This is a genomic window from Pedobacter sp. 01N416 (assembly GCF_056399685.1).
This window is the reverse complement of sequence record NZ_JBFTRT010000218.1, coordinates 1-7,763: the sequence shown is the minus strand read 5'-3', so window position 1 is coordinate 7,763 and position 7,763 is coordinate 1. Positions and strand designations below refer to the sequence as shown.

The following is a 7,763-nucleotide window of genomic DNA, read 5'->3' as shown; positions in this document are numbered from 1 at the left end:
CCTTATCATAGCCCAAATGATCAATTTTCTCTACCTTAGGTATAGATACTGGATCTTTAGAGATGATGCTATTTTGTGTTATCACAGAATTGTTATTAATATCATGATTTCCGATATTTTTTGACGAATTCTCACAACCTGCAAAAACCAAGGTTATAAGTGCCATATAAAAGTTTTGTTTCATTAATCTTTTATTTTTTTGCTTTCACAATATTTAGGCTAAAAATCACTAATTTCCCAACTTTAAAATTTGTTAAGCCAAATTATTTTTTTCCCAAAGGCAATTATATAATCAATATTAATTATACCAAACCTTTATTTACAGAATCCACCTAAATAGACTTCTCATGAAAAAATTAACTTACGAAGAGCAAGCTGAAAATCTCTCGAATATTATAGATATTGCTATTCTTGCTATAGAGTCTCAAGCTCCAAAAGAATGGAGTGAAGTTAATAAAAAGCATATTATTAACACATATTTAGATTGGAAAGATCAATTATTGAACCCAAAGCCTGAATTCCATAATATTAAAAGTCTGAATTATCTATCTAATGATATTTTCGTCTATTTTCAAGAAGGTTCAGGCGAAGCGGTTAATTTCTTCTGGAACAAAGTAAATCACCTCCAACTTGGCTTCAAACGTAAAAACAATTTGGTTAAAATATTAAAAAGAGGAAAAATCAATAATCAGTTTGAATATGATTATGTCATTGATGTAATTGTGCCATACCAGCAAGAGCATCTTATTAGTGATATAGAAGTAATAACACTAAACCAACTCATTAAGAATTATGAAAAATCAGGAAAAAAGATATAATATCTTTTTTCCTGATTAATATGCCTAAAATATAAATCTAGAAGCTTCTTGGATGTACTTACCTATATTAGGATTATTGGGGCCGATTCCGTTAATGCTATTAGCAGAAATCCCAAGAGATATGTAATGATTTATTTGTAGCTGTTCACTACCTCTGATAAACCAGTATGAAGGGTCTAAAGCTCTTGTCGAGTATCCCCCTGGAATTCCGGCGGGCACAAACGAAGAAAGCACAGCTGGGCCAAAACCTTTCATATGATGGTTATAATCTCTTTCTTTGACAATTTGATCTGGAAATCCTGTACCACTACTCCTACCCACGTACACCTTACCAGCACTGCTTGTTTTAGTATAAGTGACGTAATAAAAGTCACGTCCATTATGGTCAGATTTAAAATAAAGGTATGTACCAGCCAAAGCAGCAGCAGCTCCGTATCCAACCCATTTAGGTAAAACAGCATCTGTAGGTTCCAATATTAGAATATCTGCAGAGATAAATCCTAATGTAGCTTTAGCCAAACTTGTAGCTATATGTTTATCGTCCGTTTCAACAAATTTCCTACCAATATTTATTGTGGACAGCTGACCTGGCCCACCATAACTTGGATTTCCGTTATTATCAATCCAGTATCCACTTTTACCTTTTCGCTCTCCATATGTCATTTTTCCAGACTGGCCATATTTAACTAGGTCTCCACCCCAGTCAGAATAACCATCCGCCAATAAATTCCTATAGGTATCGCTTCCAGTCCAGGGATTCCAATCATTATATGTCATTCCATCACTCCAATGGTTACCCGACCCGGGACTTACCCTCCCGTAGCCCCCATGCATCCCTCCATAACTTTGTGTTGTTGGATCTGCCTGGTCACCCAATGGATCATTGAACATCACCGGATTATCGAAAGAATAATGATAAGTACCAAAACTCTCGCTTGCCTCGGCCATCGGGTCAACCGCAATAAACCTGCCCAGCGCTGCATCGTACATCCTATAAAAGGTCTGTTGCAAATCGGGCATATCCCCAAAGTCATCCTGCCATTCCGCTCCAGAGTTATATAGGTTTTTGTTCGCTGCTGTCGGCAATGCATTGCCCGGCATGCTCAAACCAAAAGGATAATAACTGTTTTCCTGCCGTACCACTGCTACACCGCCCTGCTCTTCAAAACTTACCCGTGCATTGCCCTGCTGATCCTGGATGATGTACTCCGGTTTCAGACTGCCAGCAGCATTCCTCACCCTTCCCTCACTCATACCAAAATAGGCCAGCGTTCCATTCTCGTAAACAAACCCCTCGATGTAATCGGTTGTTTTTACCAGGCTTCCATTATCGACCGCCTGCTTACGGATTATCGCTCCACCTGCATCATAGGTATAATCGATATACCTGCCAGAAGCGGTATTTATCGTAATCCTTTCTGTACGGTTAAGAATATTGTAAGCTAACGTAAGCCCCTTCTTGGTATCAGTGGTTAGGTTTCCGTTATCGGCATATATGTAAGGATCTCCAGAACCGGTAAGGTTCTTGAAACCGAATACATTGTAGCTTCCCCCTGCTCCATCGCTTACATTGGCAAGCCTGTTGCCATCGTAACTATAGTTCAAGTCATCAACAGCGGTAATACTGCCGTTCAATATCGCATTGCGCTGTAAAGATAATATATTTCCGTTCAGGTCATATCCGATATTTTTTTCATCAAAAGCGCCAATATTTCCCCAGCCATTGCCCGCCTGGCGGTCGGCGTAATTCGCGGCCGTTAGCCTGAGCAGGGCATCATAATTAAAACGGTAACTTCTTTCGTTGCCACTGGTGACCCCTGGGGCATTTGTCTTCCATTTCACCGCCGAGACCATTCCATTATAATATCCGGTATTTCCTATCCCCCCATCGCTCTGCTCATAAAGCAGTTCCATCCCGAATACATCATTTGCATCATCATTCCTGCTATCAACGGACAGTTCACTGTTATTGATACTGGTCAATTGCCCCCTGATGTTGTAACGGTAATCTACCGACTGCAGGTAACTCCCCCCACCATTGGTGCTATGGAGCTTTTTATCCACCAGTTGCCCGATTTCATTATATTCATAGGCCGCCACACGTATAGCTGCCGCACCGTTATAACTTTCATCCACTGTTTTCAGCCTGTCCATATGGTCAAAGGCATACGCCGTCTGTACGGTGACTGTTGCAGCAGCCGAATGGGTGATTTTGGTCAGTGTTGTTTTACCTGTAAAATCACGCACAAAGGTTTTAACAGAAGCCAAATTGCCATTGAGCTGGTTATTGCCAATCGTCTGGATCACCTGCCCCTTGCGGTCATAAAACATCACTGTGCTCAGCCAGATATTGGAAAGCCCTGTACCTACCGTACGTTTACGGATGACTGTTGGTCTACCACTGATATAATCAGATGCGGTAGCTTCGCCTCCAAGCCCTTGGGCCTGGTAGGTATAATCAGCAGAACCGTTACCATCCAGATCATAATTATCAAAGTAACTGTAGGCCAGCGGTTCGATATTGACTGTGGGAAAGGTATTGTTGGTATAATAACCCGTGCCCGCATCACCATTGCGAGCCTCAAAATAAATATTGTTGTAATTAAGTCCCGATACATAGGCCTGTAGTGCGGCACGGCCGTTCCCATCATTATAGATCCCCTGACTTATAGGGCTCTGTCTGCTATCGTATTTGATGTAGTTCCATTTCCCCATCGTGCGCAGGTTTCCATCCTGTGCCAGTACCAGCCTGTCCATCCGGTCATAGATCATATAAACCGCCGAACTTCCCGGTACTGTTCTTTCCACCTGTCTGCCTTTTTCATCGTACACATAACTGAAGATCAGTTTGGCTACATCAGGCTGTGCCAAAGAATAGTTGCCAACCGATTCCATCAGTGCAAAAGCCTTTGGCGGCACAACAAAAACCAGCTGACCAAGGTCGTCATAAACATAACCGGTATTCAGCCAGCTTACACCGCCCTGACCCAGCCATTGGCGTTTAAATACCGTCTGCCCCATTGCATCGGTATACACAGTCGTTTTTGCACCGTTCTCATCGGTCACGGTGCTTACGCTTAATGTGCCTGCGGTCCATGTCCCCCCGTCGCTGCCATCAGGCTGCCACCTGCGCACCGTTTCGGAAGAAAGGTTTGTGCCGTAAGCCATTGTTTTATAATGCTCACCAGGCTGGAAACCAGTCCCCACAGATCCCTGCTGCAGCACGCGCTGCAACGGGCTGTTCTCGAACACCTGCTGTGAAAAAGGACTGGCATCGGTAGCCGTCTTCTGACCGGAAGTATTATAAAAAGTATTCTGTTCAGTGGCTGCATTGCCCCTAAAGGCTGCATTATTGTTCGCCGAGGCATAAGGCAGGTAGCTTGTGCTTTCCCTTCCCATATTGTCATAACTTTTATGCTGGATCAGGTCCTTTCCGTTCGGGCTGCCCCCAACAACGATTACCTGCTGGGCACGCCCGAAACCATCGCCATAGGTCCTGGTCACCTGCTTTTCTGTTGGACCCAAGCCKTTCAGTTGCTGCTCGGTGAGCACGCCTGCAACTTTGACTACCTCCTGCTGCACGAAAGTTCTGTTCTGGGCAGATGCTGACAACATACCCAACCAGACATTTAAGCATATAAAAACGGAGAAAACGATATATCTTTTCATGATTGTCTTTAGATTTTTGAATTTATTCTATTTCCGAAACCGGACATACCTGGGCGTCTGTTGAAACACTAAGCCTGGCTTTTCCTGTAAGATCAATAGTAAAGTCATAGGTGTTTTTTCCAGGCTCGGAAGGCATACAATAGGGCATTGGATTTGAATAGTCAGGCCCATAGGTTGTATAACGGACACTTTTATAACCGGAAGGGTTTGAACTACTGTAAGCACTTGATGAGGTGCCAATCCTTAAAGTATAAACGCCCGGTGCAATTGTACTTGTTCCTGCGCTGAGCTGGCTTTGGGTAAACTGCGCTACGATCTGATTACTCGCATTAGAGAAAGTGAGTATGATATCTCCCGATAGAGAAGAAAGCTGCGTAGAGGTTACCTGGGCCTGAGATACAACCACGTTCGTGCTAACGGTAACTGAACCATAATAAGGTGAAGATTTAGTTACGCTTGCCGTGTAACTGCCCACCTGTGTATAGGTATGCCTTAAATCATTGGGACCAGAAATGGTAACTACTGGGCTTCCATCCCCAAAGTTGAGGGTATAAGTCAACCCGTCCGCTGTAGACACAGGATAGTTAGTTAAACTAAAGTAGACCGGCTCATTCACAAGTTGGTTCTGGGCCGTGTAAAAACTTGGCGCAAACTGATCCTGGTTCGTACCCAGGATGTAACTAGTTTTCTGCACAATATTCCTGTCCTGATCAAATACATATTTTATCCGGTTTGCACTGTCATAACCAAACTGCGCAAACACCCCGTTTGCACCAGATGTCGCAAGCTTATTCTGTGTGGTTACATCATAAGAGTTCGCTTGCACATCGGCTTCCTCTGGTCTAAAAACCACATCATCAATTAGCAAAGCTGCCGATCCCCATACCCTAAGCCTGAAATCCTGATTCATTGCTTCAACAGGTATCCTCAGCTGGTAATACTTCCAATTGCCAGCAGCTATACCTACCGTATTGGAAACCACCTGGCTGGTACTATTGTTGGTAATAGAAATATTAAGGGTATTGGCCGTGCCAGAATTTATCCAGGCAGAAAAAACATAGGCTACTGCACCTGTTTTTTTCTTCAGTTCTTTATATAATACTGCTGAAGGCCCTGTAACCACACTATATTTACCGCTATGGGCTGTCACGGAAGACTGGCCGTTAGCTTCGAACCATAAGCCTGTAAGACTTCCTTCCTCAAAATTGCTATATAATACTTCGTCATGCCTTGCATTTGTAATGCTGGCTAAAGGCAATCTAGAATAATCGTCATATAAGGCTGAGCTCGAATGCCCTTTACCATCATTTGCAGAAAGGAGCTGTCCGTACGAATTGTAATCTGTAAAATTCCCGGTCGTATAATACCTTGCATCACCCGTAAAATTGCCCGACTGGATGTTGGATGGCTGAAAGTCCGTAACACCTGCGCTATTTCTGAACACCAATGTTTTGGAAGGCTGCTCAGCACCAGGGTTAAATACCGCAAATTTGGTCAGGCTTGCTGAAACGGTCCTGGTGATTCCGCTACGTTCTATCTGGTTGATGCTCTCAATAGGAACATTGATATTTTTCAGCGCCATGCCCTTTAGGGCAAGTGCCGCCGAATCAACTGCTGTAGATACATCGTAGTCTTTTGTGTACCTGGTGAGCACGCGCAGCAGTTTCCCGTCTCCATTCTGGGACTCCACCTTTGTTGGATAAATATGCCCGTTACCCTGATAGAAATAACTGCTTGTACTTTGCTGCTGCTGGCCKCCTGCCACATCAAAACTGAAGTCCTGTTTTTGCTGGACCGTACTTTCTACCCCGGTAAGTATGTTGTATTTGGCATAGGCGAGTACCCCGTTATTGTATTCCCTTTTAAATGCCGGGATATACTGGGCGCTGCCTACTCTGGAAAAGCTGTAAAGCGTTTCCGATAATTTCTGACCAGCTTCATTGTATACCGCTTCCCTTGTTGGCATCCCCCTTTCAAAACCAATATCCATATTCGGTACGAAAGGATACAGATCCCTATCGTTGTTGAGCGTACCACCCGTTCCGTTACATCCGGCTATATTGGTAATCACCCTGCTCCAGTCCAAACCAGCAGTCAGGTCAAAATGTGTGGCAGGAAGAGAAAACTCGGAAGTCATATAACCTTGTCCGGTAATACTTTCCTTAAAAAAACCATACATCACCCCATCATCAACCTCAGAAAGGTCTTCATCGGAGCGTACAACCGCGTTCTTCCAGTCAGCTTCTGGATTAGCGCTGAACGATTGAGGCCTTATAAAAGCAAATACCGGTAGCGATAGTGCCCTCCCGCTCGTACGGCCTGTTATAGGATCGGTATAACTGTAGCTTACTATCTTTTGAACCCCAGGATTTGTCGCATCATGAGTAGTCAGTTTCTTTACCCGTATTCCGGCCGCATTGGCATCTGCACCAGCCTGCGGATCAAAATAGGTATTGGATTCATATTCAATTTCAGTAGTCCCCCCGTCAAGCATACTCACTTTGGAAAGACTCCCGCTGATCAGTGCAGCGGGGTAAACCGCCCTTGAGTTCCCACTGAGGGAATAGGGATAGTATCCGCTTAACGTAGGAACCGGCTCATACCGTAACCGCTCCATACCAGCTGTTGCAGGATTAATATACACCTCGGGCAAAAGCGAACTGGCTGTAGAGGCATTATAATAACCCCACCGGTCGAGCTGCTTCGAACTTGAATCGGGTAGAGAAGTATATACTGTGTTAAAGCTACCCACCGAAAGACCGTTGTAATCAAAACGATAACGTACCTGGCTTTCTTCAGACGCTTCCCTGAATTCCTTTAAAAAATACCGCTTATAGTTGACATTGGACACCCATGCTTCATGATAAGCCAGTGACCAACCGCGGCCCATGCCATAAATACTCTGAAGGAGCGGCATATAAGTATTGGCATTGTAGGAATAAGTAAACCCGAATTTTGGAACCCCGGTGGGCGCGTCATCCGTGATATAGTCGATCCCGGTAAGCATATACGTAAAATTGCCATCTTCCACATAAAACTGAGTGGTCTTATTCGTAGAATTACCGATATAAAAGTCAAAATATTTCCTACTTACCCGGTAATAGTCATTATATTTACCATAGCTGAAAGTAACTTCATTCCCCTCATTGTCTTTTATGGAAGTCAGGAACCATTTTCTTCTGAAGTCTACCGACTGGGAGACCTGAAATTTCCGCTTAAAAAACTGTATTGCAGATGCATTTGCAGAAAACGCTTTGCGGTTGACCAGTTCAGAGG

At 43.9% G+C, this 7,763-nt stretch carries 4 protein-coding genes; 1 reads left to right on the top strand and 3 read right to left on the bottom strand.

Annotated features, from left to right (window positions below; all coding sequences use genetic code 11):
* Window positions 1–184, bottom strand: a 184-nt coding sequence (locus tag AC1DND_RS13575) for a hypothetical protein (RefSeq protein ID WP_477582321.1), incomplete at its 3' end; no start/stop codon positions are given.
* 163 nt (window positions 185–347) lie between these two features.
* Between AC1DND_RS13575 and AC1DND_RS13570 the strand changes: the two genes are divergently transcribed.
* Window positions 348–818 (top strand): hypothetical protein, encoded by a 471-nt coding sequence (locus AC1DND_RS13570; protein ID WP_477582319.1) that lies wholly within the window; start codon window positions 348–350, stop codon window positions 816–818.
* Between the two features lie 24 nt (window positions 819–842).
* Here AC1DND_RS13570 and AC1DND_RS13565 read toward each other — a convergent pair whose 3' ends face one another.
* Together AC1DND_RS13565 and AC1DND_RS13560 are read right to left on the bottom strand one after the other, a co-directional pair.
* The gene (locus AC1DND_RS13565) at window positions 843–4,487 is read right to left on the bottom strand and encodes a DUF6443 domain-containing protein (protein ID WP_477582317.1); all 3,645 of its coding nucleotides are present in this window, start codon (window positions 4,485–4,487) and stop codon (window positions 843–845) included.
* Window positions 4,488–4,509: 22 nt separating this feature from the next.
* On the bottom strand, window positions 4,510–7,763 hold a 3,254-nt coding region (locus AC1DND_RS13560), incomplete at its 5' end, for a PKD domain-containing protein (RefSeq protein WP_477582315.1).